Source organism: Amycolatopsis sp. NBC_00438, from assembly GCF_036026695.1.
In the GTDB taxonomy this organism is placed as follows: Bacteria; Actinomycetota; Actinomycetes; order Mycobacteriales; family Pseudonocardiaceae; genus Amycolatopsis.
In genome coordinates this window covers 4,919,903-4,939,357 of the sequence record NZ_CP107923.1, presented here as the reverse complement: position 1 = coordinate 4,939,357, position 19,455 = coordinate 4,919,903, and the positions used below count along the sequence as shown (strand labels likewise).

The 19,455-nt window shown below is 72.3% G+C and carries 15 protein-coding genes and 1 pseudogene; 9 read left to right on the top strand and 7 right to left on the bottom strand.

The features are described from left to right. Window positions 1–150: 150 nt before the first annotated feature. On the top strand, window positions 151–1,194 hold the full coding sequence (locus tag OG494_RS21590) for a glucosyl-3-phosphoglycerate synthase (RefSeq protein ID WP_328458452.1): 1,044 nt from the start codon (window positions 151–153) through the stop codon (window positions 1,192–1,194). Between the two features lie 71 nt (window positions 1,195–1,265). Here the strand turns inward: OG494_RS21590 and OG494_RS21585 are convergent, their stop codons facing one another. Next, window positions 1,266–2,696, bottom strand: coding sequence for an MFS transporter (locus OG494_RS21585; RefSeq protein ID WP_328458450.1), 1,431 nt, complete (start codon window positions 2,694–2,696; stop codon window positions 1,266–1,268). Window positions 2,697–2,873: 177 nt separating this feature from the next. Between OG494_RS21585 and OG494_RS21580 the strand changes: the two genes are divergently transcribed. Further along, window positions 2,874–3,797, top strand: a complete 924-nt coding sequence (locus OG494_RS21580) for a helix-turn-helix transcriptional regulator (RefSeq protein ID WP_328458448.1) — start codon at window positions 2,874–2,876, stop codon at window positions 3,795–3,797. On the opposite strand, the gene OG494_RS21575 is transcribed toward OG494_RS21580, so the two are convergent. Continuing rightward, the gene (locus OG494_RS21575; protein ID WP_328458446.1) at window positions 3,791–4,678 is read right to left on the bottom strand and encodes a sterol desaturase family protein; all 888 of its coding nucleotides are present in this window, start codon (window positions 4,676–4,678) and stop codon (window positions 3,791–3,793) included. The two genes, OG494_RS21580 and OG494_RS21575, sit on opposite strands and share 7 nt — an antisense overlap. An 82-nt stretch (window positions 4,679–4,760) precedes the next feature. Here OG494_RS21575 and OG494_RS21570 point away from each other — a divergent pair, with 82 nt between their 5' ends. Further along, entirely contained in the window at window positions 4,761–5,369 is a 609-nt protein-coding gene (locus OG494_RS21570) for a TetR/AcrR family transcriptional regulator (RefSeq protein WP_328458444.1), read from the top strand. Here the strand turns inward: OG494_RS21570 and OG494_RS21565 are convergent. Then, a complete protein-coding gene (locus tag OG494_RS21565; RefSeq protein WP_328458442.1) occupies window positions 5,344–6,471 on the bottom strand; it encodes a hypothetical protein in 1,128 nt (375 codons plus the stop codon). The genes OG494_RS21570 and OG494_RS21565 overlap by 26 nt on opposite strands. Window positions 6,472–6,575: 104 nt before the next feature. Between OG494_RS21565 and OG494_RS21560 the strand changes: the two genes are divergently transcribed. After that, entirely contained in the window at window positions 6,576–6,950 is a 375-nt protein-coding gene (locus tag OG494_RS21560; RefSeq protein WP_328458440.1) for a hypothetical protein, read from the top strand. A gap of 58 nt (window positions 6,951–7,008) precedes the next feature. Here the strand turns inward: OG494_RS21560 and OG494_RS21555 are convergent. The 3 genes and pseudogenes from OG494_RS21555 to OG494_RS21545 form a co-directional block, all read right to left on the bottom strand. Then, window positions 7,009–9,072, bottom strand: a pseudogene (locus OG494_RS21555) (PQQ-dependent sugar dehydrogenase); the annotation flags it as partial. Window positions 9,073–9,340: 268 nt separating this feature from the next. Further along, window positions 9,341–10,285, bottom strand: coding sequence for an oxygen-dependent coproporphyrinogen oxidase (gene hemF / locus OG494_RS21550; protein ID WP_328458436.1), 945 nt, complete (start codon window positions 10,283–10,285; stop codon window positions 9,341–9,343). A 53-nt stretch (window positions 10,286–10,338) separates the two neighbouring features. After that, entirely contained in the window at window positions 10,339–10,773 is a 435-nt protein-coding gene (locus OG494_RS21545) for a PPOX class F420-dependent oxidoreductase (protein WP_328458434.1), read from the bottom strand. A gap of 62 nt (window positions 10,774–10,835) precedes the next feature. Between OG494_RS21545 and OG494_RS21540 the strand changes: the two genes are divergently transcribed. The 5 genes from OG494_RS21540 to OG494_RS21520 are packed head-to-tail and all read left to right on the top strand — an operon-like array spanning window position 10,836 to window position 18,739. Continuing rightward, window positions 10,836–12,311, top strand: a complete 1,476-nt coding sequence (locus OG494_RS21540) for a hypothetical protein (protein WP_328458432.1) — start codon at window positions 10,836–10,838, stop codon at window positions 12,309–12,311. Then, window positions 12,311–13,111 carry a hypothetical protein gene (locus OG494_RS21535; RefSeq protein ID WP_247049175.1) on the top strand — a complete coding sequence of 267 codons (801 nt, stop codon included), beginning with the start codon at window positions 12,311–12,313 and terminating at the stop codon, window positions 13,109–13,111. The genes OG494_RS21540 and OG494_RS21535 overlap by 1 nt, the downstream gene beginning before the upstream one ends. Before the next feature lie 9 nt (window positions 13,112–13,120). After that, window positions 13,121–17,584 carry a hypothetical protein gene (locus tag OG494_RS21530; protein ID WP_328458430.1) on the top strand — a complete coding sequence of 1,488 codons (4,464 nt, stop codon included), beginning with the start codon at window positions 13,121–13,123 and terminating at the stop codon, window positions 17,582–17,584. 37 nt (window positions 17,585–17,621) lie between these two features. Next, entirely contained in the window at window positions 17,622–18,413 is a 792-nt protein-coding gene (locus OG494_RS21525) for a TIGR03620 family F420-dependent LLM class oxidoreductase (RefSeq protein WP_328458428.1), read from the top strand. Continuing rightward, window positions 18,410–18,739, top strand: coding sequence for an ArsR/SmtB family transcription factor (locus OG494_RS21520; protein WP_328458426.1), 330 nt, complete (start codon window positions 18,410–18,412; stop codon window positions 18,737–18,739). The genes OG494_RS21525 and OG494_RS21520 overlap by 4 nt, the downstream gene beginning before the upstream one ends. A 54-nt stretch (window positions 18,740–18,793) precedes the next feature. Here OG494_RS21520 and OG494_RS21515 read toward each other — a convergent pair whose 3' ends face one another. Next, the gene (locus tag OG494_RS21515) at window positions 18,794–19,438 is read right to left on the bottom strand and encodes a LysE family translocator (protein WP_328458424.1); all 645 of its coding nucleotides are present in this window, start codon (window positions 19,436–19,438) and stop codon (window positions 18,794–18,796) included. Window positions 19,439–19,455 lie beyond the last annotated feature (17 nt).

Sequence of the window (19,455 nt, the reverse complement as noted above, 5' to 3'; positions counted from 1 at the left end):
GTCAGCCGGTTTTCCGTCGGTGCGGTTAACGGGATCGGTGTCGTCCGGGCGAACTCGTAACACCGCGGTAGCACGGGGGAGTGGTCGCCGAAACGCGGCGCGTCGAACCTCGGTCGGGAGGGAGTACGCCGAACGAGGGAAGGGGAACGCATGCGCACGAGCCGGAACAGCAATGACCGCGCGCAGCTGCAGGTGTCGCCGGAGGTCGGCACCTGGCTCGCCCGGCGCAGCAGCAGGGCCGACGACTGGACGGCAGAGCAGCTGGTCGACGCCAAACGCGGCACGACCGTCTCGGTGGTCATCCCCGCGCGCGACGAGGAGGCGACGGTCGGCGCGATCGTCACCGCGATCCGCGAAGAACTCCACGAACACCACCGGCTCGTCGACGAGATCCTCGTCGTCGACAGCCACTCGACCGACGCCACCGCCGAGGTCGCCGCCGCGGCGGGCGCGCGGGTCGTCGCGCAGGACGCCGTGTTCCCGGCCCTCGACGGGCTGGCGGGCAAGGGCGAGGCCCTGTGGAAGGGCGTCGCGGCGACGACCGGCGACCTCGTGGTCTTCGTCGACGGCGACCTCTACGACTTCACCACCGACTACGTCACCGGGCTGCTCGGCCCGCTGCTCACCGACCCGTCGGTGGCCTACGTCAAGGGCTTCTACCACCGCCCGCTCAACGGCGCGGCGGGCAGCGAGCCGGAAGGCGGCGGCCGGGTCACCGAGCTCGTCGCGCGGCCGCTGATCAACATGTTCTGGCCCGAGCTGTCCGGCTTCGTCCAGCCCCTCGCGGGCGAGTACGCGGGCCGCCGCGAGGTGCTGGAGAGTATCCCGTTCGTCGTGAACTACGGCGTCGAGATCGGCCACCTGATCGACCTGCTCGAACTGCGCGGGCTCGATTCCCTGGCCCAGGTCGACCTCGGTCACCGGGTGCACCGCCACCAGAGCACCCAGGCGCTGGGCCGCATGTCGGGCCAGATCATGCAGACGCTGTTCGACCGCCTGGAGCGCTACGGCCGCTTGGTGACAGCCATCCCGCCGGCCACGATGCTGGCGCAGTTCCAGCGCGGCGCGTCTTCCGGCGGCGTCGAGCGGGAGCTGGTGCTGACGGACCTGACGTCCCCGCAGCGCCCGCCCCTGGCGAGCCTGCCGGTGACGCTGCGCCCGGAGAACGAGCTGGACCTGCAGGACACCGCGTAACCGTTTCGGTCCGAAGTGGACACCGACGGTGTCCACTTCGGACCTTTGCGGTACGGGCCCGCTCGCTGTCGTTACCGCGCGGGCGGCCGGTCGCCGCGCAGGAACAGGGCGCTGGTGAGGAGACCGAGGACCACGATGGCGGCGTTCACCGCGATCGCGGCCTTCAGGCCACCGAGGACGGCCGTGGCTCCGGTGCCGGCCACGGCGGTGGTGACGACGACGCTCATGATCGGCGTGCCCATCGTGATGCCGACCTGCTGGGTCATGGTGGCGAGGCCGGTGGCCAGGCCCTGTTCGTGGTCGGCGAGCCCGGAGGTGGCGGTGACCATGAAGCCCACGATGACGAGCATGTTGCCGACACCGCCGGCGAAGCCGGCGATCAGCATCAGCGCCAGCCACGACCGGTCCTCGCCGAGGCCGAGCAGGGCCGCGGTGAACACGGCCTGCAGGAGGCCGCCGGCGATCAGCGTCTGCTTGCTGCCGATCTTGCCGATGACCTTGGGGGCGCAGACGCCGCCCGTGACCGTGCCCAGCCCGAGCACGCCGAAGGACAGGCCGGCGGCGAGCGGGGAGAAGCCGAGCACCTCCTGCAGGTAGAGGGTCAGCGGGAAGATCAGGGAGCACTCGGTGAGGAACGCGATCAGGCCGGCGACGTTGCCCCAGGCCACCGACCGCCTGCGGAGCACGCCGAGCGGCACCAGCGGCGCGGGCACCCTGCGCTCGACGGCGCAGAACACCACCAGCAGCACCACCCCGCCCACCAGCGAGCCCAGGACGCTCGCCGAGGCCCAGCCCCGCTCGCTCGCCTGGGTGAGGCCGAAGATGACGGCCAGCAGGCCGAGCGTCACGGTGACGGCGCCGGGCACGTCCAGCCCGGGACGCTCGTCGGGCCGGGACTCCTTGACGACCGCCGGGGTGATGACCAGCACGGCGAGGGCGACGGGCACGTTGACGAAGAACGCCCAGCGCCACGACAGCAGGTCGGTCAGCACGCCGCCGAGGACGGCGCCGGCGGTGAAGCCGCTGGACATCAGCGCGCCGTTGAGGCCGAGTGCCTTCCGCCGCAGCGGGCCTTCGGGGAACGAGACCGTCATCAGCGACAGCGCGGCCGGGGTGACGGCGGCGGTGGCCAGGCCCTGGAAGACGCGGGCGATGATCAGCATCTCCGGGTTGCGCGCCAGCCCGCCCAGCACCGAAGCCGCGGCCAGCACGACGAGACCGCCGAGGAACAGCCGGCGGCGGCCGAACAGGTCCGCGACCCGGCCGAAGAACAGCGTGAAACCCGCCGCGCACAGCGCGAACGCGGTGGCGATCCACTGCAGGTGCCCCAAGGGGAAGCCGAGGCTCCCGCCGATCACCGGCAGCGCCACGTTCAGGATGGCGAAGTCCGCCGCGAGCATGAACTGCGTCGCGAGCAGCAGGACCAGCACCAGCCGCAGCCGCAGCCGCGGGGTGAGCCCGGCGGGCGCCGCGCCGGCCGCGTCCGTATCAGTGACAGACATGACGTCGAGTCCTTTTCCCTCAGGGGTTCCGTGGCACACGTGGTCCCGGGAAAGGCTCGTCGGCACGCGGGCTCCCAGCCAGAACCGCGCCGTGCCCCGTCAGGGCGAGGGTGGTCATTCCACGACCACCCTCGGCGCTTCCGGCGTCCGGCCCCCGCGGGCATCATGGAGGAGAACGTGACCACCGCCCAGCCGAGGTCGACCTGGAGGCATGTTGTGGACGGCTCGTCCGAACTGGGGGACTTCCTCAAGTCGCGCCGCGCCGCGCTGCGCCCCGAGGATGTCGGCATCGCGCCGCACCCGACCCGCCGCCGCGTCACCGGGCTGCGCCGCGAGGAGCTGGCGACGCTCTCCCACGTGAGCATCACCCACTACACCCGCCTCGAGCAGGGCCGCTCCACCGGCGCCTCCGACAGCACCCTGGAGGCCATCGCGCGCACCCTGCGTCTCACCGACGACGAGACGGCCCACCTCAAGGCCCTCGCCCGCCCCGCCGGGCGGTCCCGGCCCGCGCCACCGCGGGTGGCGCACGTCAGCGCGTCGGCCCGTCAGCTGCTGGGGGCGATGACGCACGTGCCGGCCGTCGTCATGGACCGGCGCAACGACGTGCTCGCCTGGAACCAGCTGGGCCACGCGCTGCTCGCCGCGCACCTGCCGGCGGAGAGCCCGGACAGTCCCGCGACCCGCCCCAACCTGACCCGGATGCTGTTCCTGGACGAGCGGTACCGGGACCTGTACCCGAACTGGGACGAACAGGCCCAGCTCGCCGTGGCCGCGCTGCGCCTGACCGCCGGCCGCCACCCCGACGACCGCGCGCTCGCCGAGCTCGTCGGCCGGCTCTCCATGAACTCCGACGAGTTCGCGGCCCGCTGGGCCCGGCACCCGGTGCGCACCTGCACCTCCGGGGTGAAGGTCCTGCGCCATCCCCTGGTGGGGACGGTCGAGCTCAGCTTCGAGAACCTCGTCATCCCGGGGACGTCGGGCCAGCGCCTGATCGCCTACACCGCCGAGCCCGGCTCGCCGTCCGAGACGGCGTTGCGGCTCCTGGGCAGCGCGACGGCGCCGGCGGCCCCGGGACACGTCGTCCCGATGCTTCAGTGACGCAGGCCGACCGGCGCTGACCGAAGAGCGGCTTCGGCGGGCTGCCAACCGGGCGGGCCGAACACGAAACCCGCGCGCTCACGCCAGGTCCGGGCGCCGCGCAGGTCGCGCAGGATCGAGCCGTACTCGTGGAAGCCGACCTTCAGCAGGTTGTACGTGCCGATGTTCTTCGTCAGCCCGTACGTGGGGCGCTTGCCCTCCGGGACGAAGCTGCGGAACATCCGGTCCCAGATGATGAAGATCCCGCCGTAGTTGGCGTCCAGGTATTCGGCGTCGCTGCCGTGGTGGACGCGGTGGTGCGACGGCGTGTTGAAGACGTACTCGAACCAGCGCGGCAGTTTGCCGATCTTCTCGGTGTGCACGAAGAACTGGTAGACGAGGTCGATCGACAGGCCGGTCAGGATCAGCCACGGCGGGATGCCGCACAGCGCCAGCACCGACCAGAACGGCAGCTGGAAGTACGGCGTCCACTTCTGGCGCAGCGCCGTCGAGAAGTTGTAGTGCTCGCTCGAGTGGTGCACCTGGTGCCCGGCCCACAGCAGCCGGACGCGGTGGCTCGCCCGGTGGTAGGCGTAGAACACCAGCTCCTGGCCGAGCAGCATGAGCACCCACGTCCACCAGTCGCGCGGGTCGAACTTGACCGGCGCCAGCTCGAACAGCACCGCGAAGACGACCAGCATCACCAGCCGGAACAGCGCGTTGACGCCGACCGAGACGGTGCCCATCAGCATGCTCGTGCGGGTGTCGGCGGGGCTGTAGCCGAGCACGTTGTCGTCGTGGCCGAGCACGTGCACGGCGACGATCTCGATCGTCACGAACAGCAGGAACACCGGGATCGCGAACAGCACGGGGTCGCGCAGGTGCGCCAGGAACTCGGCCACGTCGCCTCCTAGAACGGACTCTCTGATCTGACCCGACGGTAACTTACCCTCGGGTCACTTTACGCACGGTAGGGTCTCGGACGTGACGGAGTCAAGACCGGTCGGGACCAAGGGGATGCCCCGCGAGGAGCGCGAAGCGCAGCTCGTCGTCGCCGGGACCGAGGAGTTCGGCCGGGCGGGGTACGCGGGCGCGTCGATGGTCGAGATCGCGCGCCGGGTCGGCGTCACGAAACCGTTGCTGTACCAGTACTTCGGCTCGAAAGATGGTCTGTACCTCGCCTGCCTGCACCGCGCGGGCGACCGGCTGACCGAGGGGGTCGCGACGACCATGGCGTCGGGTGGTGAACCCGACCGGATGCCGCTGAAGGTGCTTTCGGCGATCTTCACGACCTTCGACCACGACCGCTACGCGTGGCGCCTCCTGCGTGACGCGACGGTGCCGAACAGCGGCGACATCGCCACGGCGGCCGCCGACTACCGGCACCGCCTGGACGCCTTCGCCCTCCTCGGCGCGACCCAGCTGATGACGTCGCGCGGGCTGCCCGACCCCGTCGACATCGAGGCTGTCGCCCAGGTCTGGACCGGGGTGGTCGACTCGCTGATCAGCTGGTGGATCGACCGCCCGGACGAGGACGCGGCCGCGATGACCGGCCGCTGCGCCCGGATCATGGACCGCCTGTTCGGCTGGTGAGCTCGGCGAGGGCCGCTCGCGCCCAGGCGAACAGCGCCGCGCTGTCGCTGCCGTGGGTCACCGAGGCCGCCGACAGCGCCTCACCCAACGCTTCGAGCGGGTCCGGTTTCGCCGCGCCGAAGATCGCCGGGAACGCCATGGCCTGCCGAAGCGCGTTGTCGTGCCGCCCGTCGGGGGTGCGGACCAGGGTGCGCGGCACCTCGGGATCCGACAGCAGGCGATCCCACGCCGCCCTCCGCTCGTCGAACGGCGGCGGCAGCGCGCGGCCTTCGTCGAGCGCGCGCAACCCTTCGGCGATCCAGACGACGCCGTCCAAGCCGGCCAGCGCGAACGCGTGACGGGCCAGCCGGCGCGCCAGCGCGTGCTGGACGTCCGGCGCGGCGCCGGTCGCGTCCGCGATGAACCCGCGGTCCTGTTTGGCCAGTTCACGCAGCGTGTGTGGCAGGTTCAGGATGTGTTCGGACGGCAGTGCACCGCCCCACTCCCGCAGCAGCCGCTCGTGCTGGGCCTCGGCGAGGGCCTCCGCCGCCTCCCGCTCACGTGCCTCCCGCACGCGTGCCACTGCCGCCGTGTACTCCTCGGTCGTGGGCAGCTCCCGGGCGAAACCGTGCCAGTACGCGGCGATCGCGCTGCGTTGCCGGACGACGATGTCAGGCGCCGGCGCGGCGGGCCAGAACTGGAGCAGGTAGCGGTCCAGCGGGGGTTCGCCGTCGAGCCGGGTGTCGCGGTCGTGCCCCGCGTCCATCCGGGATCCGCTGTAGCGCACGCGGTAATTGCCCGGTGACAGTTCGAGGTCCCAGGAGTTTTCGCCGCCCCAGGTGACGAGGCGGGTCACGCCGTCCGGGCGGAACGGCGCTTCGACGACGTCCTCCCAGCCCGCGTCGGGTGGCTCGGTCTCGTGGACTCGGGCGGTGAACCCGACGTTTCCGGTGTGCAGGCCGGTGATCAGGAACAACGTGCCGGGGAACGCGGCGCCGCACAACCCGTTGCGCTGCCCGGTGAAACACGCCGTCAGGTCGCCTTCGAACGGGTCGCCTCCCTCACTCTGCACGTAGATCTGTCCATAGTGGACGTGAACCTCGGCGTCGACCACGGTGCGCATGGGGTCACCTTTGCAGAAGGGACCGACAGTTTTCGCCGTCGCGACGTAGCGAAACGGGGCTCTCGCGCGACTGAAGAAGATAGTGTCCCGTCGAGAGGTGTGGTATGTCCGACTTGCCCGAAACCGTTCCCGTCGCCGACCGGCGGCTGGCCCGGCGGTTCACGGATGACCTGCTCGACGGCTGCCGGGTTCTCGCCACCGACTACGGCTATCGGCCGCTCCAATTCGAACGGATGGTCCGCGAGCACGGCGGTGTCGAGGCCGCCCGCCGGCTGCTGCGCGGTGCCGGGACCGCGGGCGGGTTCGCCTTGCTCTGGGAGAAGAACCAGCTCGCCCGCAGCTCCGAGGCGACGATGCTCCGTCCGGAGTACGAAGCGCTGTTCACCGCCGACGAACGCCTGCTCGCCCGGCGCCGGCTGGAGGAACACGGCTTCGACGTGGACGCCCACCTCGAGCGGGTCACCGCCGAGCCGGTGTGAAGCGCGGCTGGGGTGACCGGCGCCGCTCCGGTCACCCCAGCCGCGGTCAGTGGGCGGCGGGGAACTTCAGCCGGACGATCACGTTGTCCAGGACGCTCGGCGTGCCGCCGTTCTTGTCGTTGTTCGTGGACGTCAGCCAGAGCCCGCCGTCCGGTGTCTTCGTCACCGAGCGCAGCCGGCCCCAGCGGCCGGAGAACAGCGTCGACACCGTGCCGACGCCGGTGCCCGCCGCGTTGATCTGCGTCGCGAACAGCTGCTCACCGGTGACGCCGGCGATGTAGATCCAGTCGTTGACGATCTCCACACCGGACGGCCCGGCCTGCGACGTCGGCCAGGTCTTCTTCGGCGCGATGAAGCCGCTGCAGCTGCCCTGCGTGCCCTCGCAGCTGGGCCAGCCGAAGTTGCCGCCCTTCTGGATCAGGTTGAGCTCGTCCAGGCTGCTCTCGCCGAACTCCGCCGCCCACAGCTGGCCGCGCGAGTCCCAGGCCAGGCCCTGCGGGTTGCGGTGGCCGTAACTGTAGACGTAGCGCGCGTTGCCCCCGGTGGCGTAGAACGGGTTGTCGCTCGGCGCCGACCCGTCGGCGTTCAGCCGCAGGATCTTCCCGTTGAGCGAGCTCTTGTTCTGCGCGTTGTCGCTGTTCTTCGCGTCGCCCACGGTGGCGTAGAGCTTGCCGTCCGGGCCGAACTTGATCCGGCCGCCGTTGTGGTAGCGGTTCTTCGCGATCCCGGTCAGCACCGGCGTCGACGTCGAGGACAGCTTGGTGCCGTCGTAGGTCATCTTCACGATCCGGTTGTCGCCGGAAGCCGTGTGGTAGACGTAGATCGCGTGGTCGCTCGCCCAGTTCGGCGAGATCGCCAGGCCCAGCACGCCGCCTTCGCCGGTGGTGGTCACCGCGCCCGGCACCGTGCCCAGCGTGGTCTTCTGGCCGGCCGGCGTCACGAGCAGGATTTCGAACCGGTCCCGCTCGGTCACCAGCGCGTTGCCGTTCGGCAGGAAGTCCACCGCCCAGCCGAGGTCGACCTTCGTGATGTCCTTGTCGTACTCCGGGATGCCCCCGGCACCACCCGGCGCGCTCGTCTTCACGGTCACCGCGTTGCTTGCGGCGGAGCTGTTCCCGTTCGGGTCCCGCGCCTTGACCGTGAAGGTGTAGGACGTGTTCGGGCTCAGGTTCGTCACCGTCGAGGTGAGCGACGTCGTGGACGCGACCTTCGTGGCGCCCTGGAAGACGTCGTAGGCGGTGATCGTGCCACCGTTGTCCGTGGAAGCGTTCCACGCCAAGGAAACGCTGTTCGCCGTGACGCCGGTCGAGCGCAGGCTGCCGGGCACGCTCGGCGGTGTCGTGTCGTCGCTCGGCGGGGTGGTGAAGGCGACGACGTTGCTCTGCTGCGACGGGTTGCCCGCGGCGTCGTACGCGCCGACCGAGATGTCGTAGGCGGTGTTGGGCGTCAGGTTGTCCACGGTCGCCGAAGTCGTGGTGCCGCCGACGGTCTTGAGGATGTTGCCGCCGCGGTTGATCTCGTAGCGCACGATGCCGACGTTGTCGGTCGCGGCCGTCCAGGAGAACGTCGCGGCGGTCGGCAGGATGTTCGTGGCGGCCAGGTTCGACGGCGGCGACGGCGGTTCGCTGTCGCTCGGCGCGGTGAACGTGTCGGTGAGCTTGTCCGCGTTCGGCCCGCCGTTCGCGGTGGTCGCGGTGGTGCGGACCTTGGTGACCCCGGCGGTCAGCTGCACGGTCGCGGTGACGGTCTGCCACGTCGTCCAGGCGCCGGTCGCGGGGAAGTCGACGGTGCCCTTGTCGCCGCCGTCGACGATCAGCTTCACCGGCCGGTTGTCGGCGGTTCCGTTGGCGTAGCGGAAGGTCAGCGTGTGCGTGCCCGCCTGCGCGGCGTTCACCGAGTACTCGACGTAGCTGCCGGCGACGTTGTCGAAGTTGACGAACCCGGTGCCGGAGTAGCCGGCGTGGTTCGACTCGACGACGCCCTGGGAGATCACGGCGTTCTCGGACTCGTAGTCCGTCGCCGCGGTGGTGGCCGCTGAAGCAAGGGGGGTGAACGCGCTGAAGCCGAGCGCCGCGACGGCGGTACCGGCCACAGCCACGCGCCAAGGGAGGCGGGGTGCCACGGGGACCTCCAGAAATAGTTAGGAAAGTTTCCTATCTATGGAGGGATCACACACCGTCCGAGCGGGTCGTGTCAATACCGGACACCCGCGCTCACCCACGGTGAAACCCGGCTTCCCGCTCAGCGGGGCGGATGCGCCCGGACGGCCCAGTACCGAGGGGTTGCGCGGGCCTCGCCGGACGCACCCGACGCCACATCGGGCGCGTCGCCCTTCGGCACGGCAACCTCGGGACCCCGCGGTCACACCGATCTCGTGCCGTCGCCGGGTGTCAGCCCGCGATCCGGGTCTCCGGGACCGCCTCTTCGCCCGCCCAGTCCCGCGGCACCAGGAACTCCGTGAGCGCCGCCTCGGGGCTGCCCGGCTCCGGCGTCAGCTCGAACTCCCAGCGCGCCAGCGGCGGCAGCGCCATCAGGATCGCCTCGACGTAGCCGCCGGTCTGCAGCCCGAACCGGGTGCCGCGGTCGTGCGCCAGGGTGAACTCCACGTACCGGCCGCGGCGGTAGAGCTGCCACTGCCGCTCGCGGTCGCCGTGGGGGAGGTCCTTGCGGCGCCGCACGATCGGCAGGTACGCGGGCGCGATCGTGGCGATGCCCGCCGCGGCGAAGGCGGCCGCGCGGTGCCAGCCGTGCGGGCCCTCGGGGTGCAGGTGGTCGAAGAAGATGCCGCCGACGCCGCGCGTCTCGTCGCGGTGCGGCAGCGTGAAGTACTCGTCGCAGGCGCGCTTGGCCTGCGCGTGGAACGCCGGGTCGAAGGTGTCGCAGTACGTCTTGAGCGTGCGGTGGAAGTGCGCCGCGTCGTCCGCGAAGCCGTAGCACGGCGTCAGGTCCGCGCCGCCGTCGAACCACCACGTGCCGCCGGACTCGAAGTACCGGAAATCGGCGTGAAACGCCGGCACGTACGGGTTGCGCGGATGGATCACCACCGACAGCCCGGTCGCGAAGAAGCCGCTGTCCGGGTCCAGCCCGTGCTGGTGGGCGACCGCTTCGGGCAGCCGCTCGCCGTACACCGCGGAGCAGTCGACGCCGGCCCGCTCGAAGACGTCACCGTTCTCCAGCAGCCGCGCCTGCCCGCCGCCCCCGCCGGGCCGCTCCCAGCCGGACCGGCCGAAGCGGGCCCCGCCGTCCAGCCGCTCGAGCTCGGCGACCAGTTCCCGCTGCCCGGCGTTCACCATCGCCGTCACGGCTTCGCGCCTGCTGTCCCCACCTGAAAGCATGAACCCCCACCCCCACCGCGAGATTAGCAGCGATCCGCAGGTGGGCGGCGGGTTCAGCCGGCGATGTCCGCCCGGGCGATCACCTTCGTGATTTTCGCCCGGACGAGTGACTCCTCGGGGACGGCGTTGCGCTTGCCGTACGCCTCGCCCTGCTCGGCGCCCATGTACCGGCTGCCCAGCCGCGTCGCCCAGGCCAGCATGTCGTCGTCCTGGGTCAGCCGCGCCTCGGCGGTGAACTGCACGTAGGAGAACGGCGGCCGCTGGTCGTCGACGGCCAGCGAGATCCGCCCGTCGCGCGCGATGGCCTTGCCCTTCAGCGTCCCGGTGCCGGTGGTGAAGATCAGCTCGTCACCGTCCGGGCCCTCGTTCAGCAGGAACCAGATCGGCGTCACGATCGGTGAGCCGTCCTTCCTGACCAGGCCGAGCATGCCCGTCCGGGTGCCCTCGGACGCGAACTGCCACCACTCGTCACGGCTCATCTCACGCATGAGAGCGACGTTAGCCCGTCACCCGCGCGTGTGCAGAGGGTGGCCGACTAGCCTGGCCTGCTGTGCGAGACGACGAGACCGGGGGCCAGGGCCTGGCCGACGAAGGGCTGACGCGCCGCCTCAAGGCGCTCGCCTGCACCGCGCCGTTGCACGACCTCGACGCGCGGAAGGCGAAGCTCGACTGGGCCGACGCCACGATCTACCAGATGGCCGAGATCGCGCTGCACACGATCGACCAGGTCACCATCGCGATGGACTTCGACACCGGCGCCGGCCACGACGAGGTCATCGACCGGCTGCTGCCGTTCATCGCCGCGCAGGCGCCGTCGCGGATGCCGGAGGAACACGTCCGCGTCGCGAAGTGGGTCCTGGACAACCTGATCAACGTCGGCACCACCGACCGCGGCTTCCGGCGCGTCTACGGCTCGATGGGACCGGGTGGCTACCAGCGCCGCCAGTTTGACTTCAAGCTGCTGGTCGAGCTGGCCGCCCGGGACGGCGAGGTCTACCTGCGCGCCACCGACGAGGCGATCAACGTGCTCGTCGGCGCCCTCGACACCGACGTCGAGTCGGCGCAGATCGCGGCCGAGGTCAAGCTCGAGAACCTGATCGCGCGGGGCCGGCTGGCCGACGCGAAACTGGCCGCCGAGCAGGCCCGCTACCGGACCGTCCAGTACGGCGAGGTGCTGCGCGCGAAGCTCGACGCGACCCGCCGCGACGTCCGGTCGGTCGACTGGGAGCGCGAGGTCCCGGAGCTGCTCGACAGCGCGCTGAGCCACATCGAAGCCCGCTTCCGCGCCGAGAACGCGATCCTCAAGAACATCACCACCGCCCGCGACGAGACCGAGGACCTCGACCGCAAGCGCCGTGCCGCCGAGCTCGTCGACATCGTCGGCGACTGCATCCGCCGGCACACCCGCCTGCAGTCCCGGCTGGCCGACGCGGGCGCGGTGTTCCGCGCCGAGCAGGACCGCCAGCAGTTCTCCGGCCCGCCGCAGCGCGCGACGCTCGACCTGTTCGGCCAGCTCCTGGTGCCCACCCTCGGGCTGCCGCTGGCCGACGCCGTCACCCCGGCCGAGCGCTTCTTCCACGCCGTCGCCGGCATCGCCGCGCCGGTCGTCCCGTCGCTGTCGGCGCTGGTCTCGCTGCTCCTGCGCCCTGCGCCCGAGCGTGACCAGCTGGTCGGCGAGATCCCGGAGCCCGAGCTGATGCCCGCCGACGTCACCGACAAGTTCGGCGACGACGTCTGGCGCCGCGCCGACGAACTGCTCGACCTGCCCGAGGTGCCACGACGGCTCTCCGGCCTGCTCGACGAGGCCCGCCGCAGCCGCCAGCCCGGGCTCGCGGCCCTGGTCGCGCTGCGCGCGGTGCACGCCTACAGTCCCGGGGTCGGCGCCGCGCGGCGCCAGGGGGACCGCTCGGTGCTGCTCGCCGTCGACGACGGCACGCTGCTCGACGACCCGGATTTCGGCGGCGCCGACCTGCTCCTGTCCACCGCCGCCGTAGAGCGTGCCGACGAAGAAGAGGAAGTCGCGTAATGGCGCTGTCCCACAGCAGCGTGGACGCCGAAGCCGCGGCCCGCCTGGTCGCGTTCGGCATGCGGCCCAAGCAGCTGCCCGCCCGCGACGTCGTCTACGGCGACCTCGTGCGCCGCTACGGCGAGGACAACGCGTTCAAGGCGCTCACCCACGCCGTCGCCTCCGGGCTCGGGCTGATGGTCCTGGAGGTCAACCAGCAGGCCGGCGCGGTCCTCGCGGCCACCGACGAGTCCGTGTTCGAGATCAAGATGGACTCCTACGCCCGCCAGGCCAAGATCCGCGAGCGCCGCGACACCGAGAAGGTGCTGCACGGCCTGATCCACCTCGCCGCCGCCGCGCTCGGCTACCCCCGCCCGGACGACCTCGCCAACGACACCTACATCGGCCGCGTCAGCGTCGAACAGGTCGACGCGATGGTCCGCGAAGCCGCCCGCATGCTCGACGAACGCGCCGCCCAGGCCGAGGCCAACAACGACCCGCTGGCCGACGCGCCCGAGCTGGAGCAGGCTTGGCGGGCGTACACGAGGCGTCCGGCCGCGGCGGCCACCAAGGACGGCCGCCTCGCCGCCGACACCACCCGCGGCATGGTCTCGCGCGCCCTGCGCTTCCTCGCCGACCAGGGTTTCCTGGTCCCGGTGAGCGACGAACAGGGCGGCACCTACCGCACCACACCGCGCTACCAGATCCAGGTCCGCGAACTCGCCGCCGACGCCGCCTTCGACGACCTGCTCGCGCTGGACGTCGTGGCCGTCGCGAACGACGGCGGCACGCTGCGCGCGACGTCGTCGGACACGCTCTAAGGGGAGTAGATGTACGAGCTTTCGCGGGTCCGCCTGCATTCCGTGGGTCCGGCGGGTGCCCGCTACCAGGACGTCGTGCTCGACTTCAGCGGCGTCGGCGCCAAGATCACCGCGCCCCAGCAGGACGCGCTGTTCAGCGCCGGCATCCACGCCACCGGGCCGGCCGAGCTGCGCCGTCCGTCCCCGGCGAGCGTGCTGTTCCTGGAGAACGGCGGCGGCAAGTCCGTCCTCATCAAGCTGATCTTCTCGGTGATGCTGCCCGGCCGCCGCCAGGTCGTCGGCACCACGAGCACGAAGGTGCTCGAGAAGTTCGTCGCCGCCAAGGACGTCTCGCACGTCGTGCTGGAGTGGCTGCACGTCGAGACCGGCCACCGGATCATCACCGGCAAGGTCTCCGAATGGCGCGGGCACGTCGTCTCCTCGGACTCGGAGAACCTGGCCGACTCCTGGTACTGCTTCCGCCCGACCTCGGCGCTGGCGCTCGACTCCCTGCCGATGACGCAGGACGGCCGGCTGCTCACCATGTCCGGTTTCCACGACAAGCTCGCCGCGGCCCAGCTGGCCGAGCCCGAGCTGGAGCTGTCGTGGACCCGGCGCCACCACGAGTGGACCGGCCGGCTCGACACCCTCGGCCTCGACACCGAGCTGTTCCGCTACCAGCGCGCGATGAACGCGGGCGAAGGTGAAGCGGCGGACGCGTTCGCGTTCGGCACCGACGAGGCGTTCGTCGAGTTCCTGCTGCGCGCCGTCGTCTCCGAGGACGAGCCGAAGGACCTCGCGGAGGTCGTCTCGACCTACTCGCACAACCTCGCTCAGCGCGGGGACCTGTTGTCGGAACGCGATTTTGTCGCCGGCGCCCTCGATCTGCTCGGGCCGCTGGCCGCCGAGGAAGGCGTCGCGGCCGCGTCCCGGAAGATCGCCGAAGCCGCGCGGGCCGACATGGCCGAGCTGGCCGGCCGGGTCGTCGCGCGCAACGAGCTGGAGAACGCGCGGCTGTCCGGGCTCGAGGACCACGTCGCCGAGGTCAAGACCGCGGAGAAGCTGGCCGAAGGCGACCACCGGCGACTCGCGGCCGGCGTCACGGAGCTGCGGCGGCTGGTCGCGGTGCTGCGCCTGGACGAGGCCCAGGAGGCCCGCAAGCGCGTCGACGCCGAGATGGCCGAAGCGAAGACAGCGGCCGAAGCCTGGCGTGAGACGGCGACCGTGCTCAACCAGCTCAATGCCGCCCGCAAGGCGAAGGACCTGCGCGAGCTCGTCGGCAACCGCGAGGAGAAGGCCCGCCCGGCCCTGCAGGCGCGCAACACCGCCGCGGCCGCGCTGGCCCGGGGCCTGCAGTCCCTGGCGCAGGACGCCCAGCGCCAGGCCGACAAGGCCGAGGCCCACGCGGGCGCGTTGCGCGCGGAGGCGGAGAAGGCACAGACCGAACGCGACGAGGCCGCGAACCTCGCGGCCGGGCGGCGGGCCGAGGCCCGCGGCCTGACCACGCGGATCACCGAGCTGCGCGAAGAGGTCCAGAACGCCGTCCGCGGCGGGCTGCTGCCCTCGGACGCCGACGTCGCCGACGCGTCCCGGGCGGCACGGTCCGCGGCCGAGGCGGCGACCGCCGAACTGGCCCGGCGCGAGCAGGAGCTCGACCGCGTCGCGGCGGATCTCCAAGCGGCGCAACGGACCGTGAACGAAGCGCACCAGCTCGCCGGCACCACCCTGGACCGCTTCGAGCGCGCCACCGAGGACCTCGACCGGGCCCACCGCCGCACCGACGCGCTCGCCGCCGAGGGCCGGCTGGTCGAGCTGCTCGGCGCGGACGACGTCGCCCTCGAAAGCGATCTTCCGGTGCTGCTGGAGCGGTTGCGCGAAGCGAGCGCGGCCGTCGAGAAGGAGCAGACAGCGCTGCGGATGGAGGAGTCCGCCGACGAGCGGGCCCTGACCGCGCTCGGCTCCGGCGGGCTGCTGCCGCCCCCGCAGGACGTCCAAGCCGCGCTGGACGCCCTGGAGGAAGCCGGGATCACCGCGTGGTCCGGCTGGCGCTATCTGTCCAAACTGGACGCCGGGCGGCGCGCCGAAGTGCTGGAAAGCCTGCCGCAGCTGGTTTCCGGCGTCCTGCTCAACGACGTCGCCCACGCGGACCGGGCCCGCGAGGTACTGACGTCGCGGCGGCTGCTGCCGAGCGCGATCATCGCCGTCGGCACCACCGAGGCGCTGCTGGCCGAGGCACCCGCCGCGCCCGGCGTCGAGTTCCTCGTCCCGCCGAACCCCGCGATGTACGACGAAGAGGCCGCGGACGCCGAGCGCGAAGCCGTGGCGCGGCGCAACACCGAGCGGCAGCGGCGGCTGGAAGCCTTGTCCGCCAAGCTGGCCGCCGACGGCGCCCTCACCTGGAAGCTCACCACCTGGCGCGAGGACTACCCGCCCGGCGCCGTCGCGACGCTCGCCGAACAGGCCCAGGCGGCCCGGACCGCGCGCGAGTCCGCGCGCACGGCCCTGGCGCAGGCCGACGCGGAATTCGCGCGGTTGAGCGAAAAGACGGCGTCGCTGCGCGAGCGTGTCCCGGAGCTGCGGGCCGCGGCGGCCGAGACCGAGGAGCGGGCGCGGAAGCTCGGCGAGCTGGGCACGAGGAGTGCCCGGATCGCGGAGTGGACCGAGGACGTCGAGCGCGCCACCGAGGTCGCCGAGCGCGCCGACCTGCAGGCCTCCGACGCCGCGGGCAAGGCCGCGCGGCTGCGGGAGCAGGCGGGAGAGGAGCAGCGCACGGCCGACGGCCACCGCCGGACCGCGACCACCGCCCGCGCCGAACTCGCCGAGGTCCCGGGCGCGGCCGACGTCGACGGCACTGCGGACGGGCCGCCCGCCGAGCCGGTCGACGCCCTGCGCCGGACCTACCTGTCGGCGTCCGAGTCGTACGCGAAGGTCGAGGTCGGCAGTGACCTGCGGGCCGAGCTTGAGCAGGCCGAGTCGGCCGAAGCGGCCGCGGGCTCGGCCGTGGAGTCCCTGGACGAGGCCGTCCGCGCGACCGCCGCCGAGCTGCTGGAGACGCCCGACGGCTCCGACGCGTCCGCCCGCGCGGCGGCCCTCGCGCGCGCCCGCCGCGTCGTCGACGGCCTGGAAGACGAGCGGACCGAGGCCATCGGGCTCGTCTCGACGCGGCGTGCCGAGCTGGACGTGCTGCCGCTGCAGAACGGCGTCACCGGCGACAAGCCGCGCGACATCGAGCACGGCCTGGAGCTGATCGACGCCGCCGGCCTGGAGATGTCCGTGGCCGCGCGGAAGTGGGAGGAGCTGCAGGAACGCCGGGCGGCGGCCGAGGAGACCCTGGACTCCGCGCGCAACTCCGCGTCCGGGTTCTCGCTGCTCGCCGACTCCCTCGCCCACCTGGTCACCGACAAGGACGCGGCCGCCTACGACGGCGACGTCGACACCGCGCGGGCCCAGCACACGCGGCTGAACGCGACGTTGGGTGAAGCCCAGGACGCCGCCGACGCGGGTGACCGGCGGGTGCGCGAGGCCGCGGACCAGCTGGCCCAGTACGCGACGGAGAAGCGCTTCGAGAAGCTGAGCACGCCGGTGCGGCAGCAGGTCATCTCGGTCAAGCGCGACCAGCTCCCGGCGCACGCCGCCGAGTGGGCGGAGGCGCTGCGGCCGCGGCTGCGCTCGCTCACCGACGACCTCGCCCAGATCGACCGGCACCGCGGCGGCATCATCACCCGCCTGCAGGGCATGGTCGACGGCGCGCTCCGGCAGCTGCGCTCGGCCCAGCGCGTCTCGCGGCTGCCCGACGGCCTCGGCGACTGGTCCGGGCAGGAGTTCCTGCGCATCCGGTTCACCGAGCTGGAGGACAACGCGCTCACCGAGAAGCTCGGCGAGGTCGTCGACGAGGCCGCGGTGGGCAAGACCGCGGACGGCCGCGACGTCAAGCGCGACGGGCTTTCCCTGGTGCTGCGCGGCGTCCGGGCCGCGGCGCCCAAGGGCTTCCGCGTCGACATGCTCAAGCCGGACTCGGTGCTGCGGACCGAACGCCAGCGCGTCTCGGAGATCCGCGACGTGTTCTCGGGCGGCCAGCAGCTGACCGCGGCGATCATCCTCTACTGCACCCTCGCGGCGTTGCGCGCCAACAACCGCGGCAAGGTCCGCAACCGCCACTCCGGCGTGCTGTTCCTGGACAACCCGATCGGCCGCGCGTCCGCCGGGTACCTGCTGGAACTGCAGCGGGCGGTCGCCGAGGCGCTGGGCGTCCAGCTGATCTACACGACGGGCCTGTTCGACGCGGGCGCGCTCGCGGAGTTCCCGCTGATCGTCCGGCTGCGCAACGACGCCGACCTGCGCGCGGGCCGGAAGTACCTGTCGGTCGACTCGACGATCCGCAACTCCCTCGACGACCTCGGCGACCCGGACGGCGTCGCGCGGCTCTCGGCGACGCGGATGTTCACCCGCGTCGAAAACACGGTGGATTCCGCTGAGGACGAACAGACGGCGTGACGGGAACATCGGGCGGCGGCCGGAGGTTCACCCGCGCATGACGAAGCTGGGGGCGCTGGGCGCCGCGCTGAACACCGCCGAGCCGGAGGCCGCCGTCGCGACCGCCGTCGAACTGGAAGAGCTGGGCTACGACACGCTGTGGCTGCCCGGCGGGCAGGGGAACTCGCTGCCGCTGATCGCCGAGGTCGTCCACGGGACCCGGCGGATCCCGGTGGCCAGCGGGATCCTCTCGATCGACCGGGTGCCGGCCGCCGAGGTGGCCCGGGCCTACCTGGACCTGCCCGCCGGCCGGTTCGTCGCCGGGCTGGGCGGGGCGCACGGCCCGCGTCCGCTGGCCGCGCTGAACGACTACCTCGACGAGATCGACGACGTCGTGCCCGCGTCGGCGCGCATGCTGTCGGCGCTGGGGCCGAAGATGCTGGAGCTGTCGCGGGCCCGCGCGGCGGGCGCGTACCCGTTCCTGGTGACCACCGACTACGTCGCGTCGGCGCGGGAGATCCTCGGCGCGGACGCGCAGCTGGCGGTGCTGCTCACCGTCGTCGCCGAGACCGACGCCGCCGCGGCGCGGGAGGTCGTCCGGGGCGGTTCGCTGCGGTTCCTGTCCGGCGTTCCCGGCTACGCGAACAACTTCCGCCGGATGGGCTTCACCGACGCCGACGTCGCGGACCTGTCGGACCGGCTGGTCGACGGCGTCACCGTGTGGGGTGACTTCGACGCCGTCGTGGCGCGGCTGAGGGAGTACCGGGACGCGGGCGCGGACCAGGTCGTCGTCCAGCTGGACGGGCTGCCTGACGAGTGGCGCGCCGGCCTGGCCGAGGCCCTGCGGTGACCGCGCGGGCTCGCGGCCTGACCCACGTGCTCCCCGGCGACGTCGCGCTGCAGGACGCCCTCTCCGCCGTCGCCGACCCGGTGCGCCGCAGCATCCTGCGCGAGCTCGCGGCCGTACCGGAGTGGACTAAGGCGTGCGGCACGTTCGACCTCCCGGTGGCGAAGGCGACGCTCAGCCACCACTTCGGCGTGCTGCGCGCGACGGGCCTGATCGAACAACGCGACGAAGGCCCACGACGCCTGAACCGCTTGCGCCGCCCCGAATTCGACGCCGCGTTCCCCGGTCTCCTGGACCTGGTGCTGCGCGACCCGGCGGCAAAGCCGTGAAGGCCTCCTTCAGGGACTCTGAGTCCCTGAAGGAGGCCTTCACGGACTTGCGGGTCAGTCGCTGCGGCCGGTGAACGCCAGCGTCGTGCCGAGGCCGATCATCACCAGGCCACCGGTGCCGCCGAGGGCTTCCAGCCGGCGCGGCGAGCGGGCGAACCACGCCCGCGCCGTGCCCGCGACCAGCGCCCACGCGCTGTCGGTGGCCAGCGCGATGGCGGGCAGGCACAGGCCCAGCACCAGCATCTGGGCCGGCACCGACCCGGCGGCCGGGTCGACGAACTGGGGGAGCAGCGCCGCCAGGAAGACGATCGACTTCGGGTTCGCGAAGCCGACGACGAAGCCGTCGCGCAGCACGGTGACCACCCGGCCCGGCGTCGCGCCGACCCGCGCGGCCATCGCGTCGGTGAGCCGCCGGCGGTGGCGCACCGCCTGGATCCCCAGGTACACCAGGTAGACCGCGCCGGCGACCTTGATCGTGGTGAACGCCGCGGCCGACGTCGTCACGAGCGCGCCGAGGCCGAACGCGACCGCGACGACCTGCGTGTACACCCCGACCGAATTGCCGGCGACGGTGAGGAGCGCGTCGCGCCGCCCGACGGTCAGCGCGCGGCTGATCGTGAACAGCACACTCGGCCCGGGGACCACGACCATCAGGAACGTCAGCGCGGCGAAGGCCGCGAGGTGCGCGCTGGAGACCATGCCCGCGAGGCTAGCGC